Consider the following 1522-nt stretch of genomic DNA (forward strand, 5'->3'; position numbering starts at 1 on the left):
TACTGTTTATCTCTCCCTATCCATTCAATAATAAACATTAATAAAACAAATAACAAAGTAATAACCAACATTAATTTGCTCCCCGAAAGTATTGGAACAGAAAAAAGTGATTTTGAAAATAAGCTGCTGAAATATCCAAAAGCCCTGCCTATTGTTTCTGACCTGAAAAGAATAAAGGTAAACATGACTAAAATAAAGGTTCCCAGCATATTTATAAATTCTCTAAACGTTGGAAACACTCTATCCTTAGCTATTTTTTTCTTTTTGTTCATTGTTCCCTTGAGTATCAGCGGAATGAAATAGCAACCATGCAAAAAACCAAAAAATACGTAAGTCCAATTGGCGCCATGCCAAATCCCGATAATGGTGAAATTGACTAAAATCGCCATAACCAATCCCATTTTGTCATAATCCCTAAAAGCAATACTCAAGGGAGTGAATACATATTCCGTCAACCAAGAGGTCAAAGAAATATGCCACTTCCTCCAAAATTCGGCGATGTTTTGGCTGAAGAACGGAAAATCAAAATTCTTGGTGACATTAAACCCGATGAGACGTGAGAAACCAATTGCCATATCTGAATACCCTGAAAAATCCGCATAAATTTGGATGGTATACAAGAATGCTCCTAACAGCAACGAACTTGCTGGCAAAGTCTGATAATTATCAAATATGGTGTTGGTTATTAAAGCGCAATTATCGGCAACGACTACTTTTTTGAATAATCCCCACAATATTTGGCGCAATCCGTCCACCGTTTGATTGTAATCATAAACTCTTTTCTTCTCCAACTGTGGAATAAACATTTTTGCTTTATCTATGGGGCCTGACAGCACGGATGGGAAAAAGGAAACGTAATTGAAGAAAACCACCCAATCTTTGGTGGCTTCAATTTTCCCTTTGTCAACATCCAAAATATAACTTATGGTTCTAAAGGTAAAAAAACTGATTCCCAAAGGAACGATAATCTTCAGGGTTTGAAGATTCAAAGTTCCGTTCAACGAATGAATCGAATCATTGATGGAAGTAATGAAGAAGTTATAGTACTTAAAAAAAGCCAACCCTCCTATTCCTTGGATTAACCCGACATAAACCAGCAATTGCCGATACTTTGGGTTAGATGCTTTTTCAATGGAAAGTCCCAAATAAAAATTAAAAGCAGAAATACCGATAATTAAAGACAAAAACCGCCAATCTGCCCATCCGTAAAACACATAGCTTCCCAATAATAAAAGTAGATTTTGAAGTCTCAGATTTTTGTTGACCACAAACCAATATAGCAAGTAGAATGAGGTAAAAAAAATAAAAAAAGTGATCGAATTAAAAACCATAATACGTTTTATTTAATAGTAGCCCCTGCGTTTAAAAGGATGTCGATACCGTTCATCTGATTTGAAGCATGAGCCAAAAAAAGTACCGTTTCAGCCACTTCTTCAACGGTTAGCAGTTTTTTCAGAGGATGATTTTCTATCATTTGATCCAATATTCTATCGTCAAAAGTGGCTGTCAGATTGGTTTGCAT

The 1522-nt window shown here is 35.5% G+C and carries 2 protein-coding genes; both read right to left on the minus strand.

Annotated features, from left to right (window positions below):
- A partial coding sequence (locus DB895_RS14075) for an MBOAT family O-acyltransferase (RefSeq protein WP_133242690.1) occupies nt 1–1331 on the minus strand: 1331 nt, incomplete at its 3' end.
- Between the two features lie 8 nt (nt 1332–1339).
- A partial coding sequence (locus tag DB895_RS14080) for an SDR family oxidoreductase (RefSeq protein ID WP_116725988.1) occupies nt 1340–1522 on the minus strand: 183 nt, incomplete at its 5' end.

The organism is Flavobacterium psychrotolerans (assembly GCF_003097635.1).
In the GTDB taxonomy this organism is placed as follows: Bacteria; Bacteroidota; Bacteroidia; order Flavobacteriales; family Flavobacteriaceae; genus Flavobacterium; species Flavobacterium psychrotolerans.